2 protein-coding genes are annotated in these 1,874 nt (G+C 74.2%); one reads left to right on the forward strand and one right to left on the reverse strand.

Going from position 1 to position 1,874, the window contains the following annotated elements; genetic code table 11:
- On the reverse strand, positions 1–828 hold an 828-nt coding region (gene hemC, locus ACFQ4O_RS17275; RefSeq protein WP_378777582.1), incomplete at its 3' end, for a hydroxymethylbilane synthase.
- A gap of 140 nt (positions 829–968) precedes the next feature.
- Here hemC and tsaD point away from each other — a divergent pair.
- The coding region (gene tsaD / locus ACFQ4O_RS17280) for a tRNA (adenosine(37)-N6)-threonylcarbamoyltransferase complex transferase subunit TsaD (RefSeq protein ID WP_378777584.1) at positions 969–1,874 on the forward strand (906 nt) is incomplete at its 3' end.

Here is a 1,874-nt window from a genome sequence, read left to right on the forward strand (position 1 = left end):
GCCCTCCACGCTGCGCCGGCCGTCCTTCGACAGCACAAGCCCGCGGAAGCCGAGGCGCCCCGCCGCGTCGAGCCGGGCGAGGCCCGCGATCGGCGTGCGGCAGGAGCCGTCCAGCACGGTGAGGAACGCCCGCTCGCAGGCGAGCGCCGCGGCGGTCGGGGCGTGGTCGAGGGCGGCGAGCGCCGTCAGCGTGGCGTCGTCGCCGGCTCGCGCGGTCACGGCGATCGCGCCCTGCCCGAGCGCCGGCGGGAAGGTCTCCACGTCGAGCAGTTCGGTGGCGTGGGCCTCGAGCCCGAGCCGGCTGATGCCGGCGAGCGCCAGCAGCGTGGCGTGGACCTCGCCCCGGGCGAGCTTGTCGAGCCGCGTCTGCACGTTGCCGCGGAAGGACACCACAGTCACGTCCGGCCGCCGGCGCAGCACCAGCGCGCCGCGCCGAAGCGAGGCGGTGCCGACCACGGCGCCGTGGGGCAGCGCGTCCAGCGTCGCGGCGGCGGCGCCGATGAAGGCGTCGCGCACGTCCGCCCGTTCGAGCGTCGCGGCGAGAACCGTGCCCGGCGCGAGCTCGGTCGGCAGGTCCTTCGCCGAATGAACCGCGAGGTCCACCCGGTCGTCGAGCAGCGCCTCGTCGATCTCCTTCACGAACAGGCCCTTGCCGCCGGCCTCGCTCAGCGGACGGTCCTGGATGGCGTCGCCGGTGGTCTTGATGGCGACGATCTCCACCGACTCGGGCGCGAGGCCGTGGGCCGCGATCAGATCGTCGCGCACCCGATTCGCCTGCCAGAGCGCGAGCGCGCTGCCGCGGGTGCCGATGCGGAGGGGAAGGTTCATGGGAGAAACGTCCGCCGTGCGGTGAGAAAGGCGCCGCGGTTTTGCCGCCGGGCCGGAAAGCGTTAAAGCGTTCGTCCGTTAAAGCCAGACATCCGGCGCGCCGTCCAGTCGCGCCGCTACCTGCGAGTGCGCCGCCGCCCATGCTCGTCCTCGGCATCGAGACCACCTGCGACGAAACCGCGGCCGCGGTCGTGCGTCTCACGGCGCCGGAAGGCCCCGGTGAGATCCTGTCCGACGTGGTGCGCGGGCAGGTGGAGGAGCACGCGGCCTATGGCGGCGTGGTTCCGGAGATCGCGGCCCGCGCCCATGTGGAGGCGCTTGACGGCGTTGTGGCGAAGGCGCTGAAGGACGCCGGCGTCGCGCTGTCCGCGCTCGACGGCGTGGCCGCGGCCGGCGGTCCGGGGCTGATCGGCGGCGTCATCGTGGGCGTCACCGCCGCCAAGGCGCTGGCGCTTGCGGCCGACCGGCCGTTCGCGGCCGTGAACCATCTGGAGGCGCACGCCCTGACCGCGCGCCTCACCGACGGCGTGCCATTTCCCTATCTCCTGCTGCTCGCGTCCGGCGGCCACACCCAGCTTCTCGCCGTGCGCGGCGTCGGCGACTATGTCCGCCTCGGCTCCACGCTGGACGACGCGCTGGGCGAGGCCTTCGACAAGGTCGCGAAGATGTTGGGCCTCGGCTATCCCGGCGGTCCGCAGGTGGAGCGTCGGGCCGAGACCGGCGACGCCGGGCGTTTCGCCTTCCCGCGGCCGATGCTGGGGCGGGCCGAGCCGAACTTCTCGCTCTCCGGCCTCAAGACCGCGGTGCGGCTGGAAGCCGAGCGCGTGGCTCCTTTGAGCGAGCAGGATGTGGACGACCTCTGCGCCTCGTTCCAGGCCGCGGTGGTGGATGTGGTGGCGAACCGCACGAAGGCGGGGCTCCGCCTGTTCGAGGCGCGGTTCGGTCGCCCCTCGGCGCTCGTGGTCGCGGGCGGGGTCGCCGCCAACGGCCCGATCCGGCGCGCGCTGGTCGGGCTCGGCGTCGAGCTTGCGCTGCCCGTGGTGGCG

The organism is Methylopila musalis (genome assembly GCF_042679725.1).
GTDB lineage: Bacteria > Pseudomonadota > Alphaproteobacteria > Rhizobiales > Methylopilaceae > Methylopila > Methylopila musalis.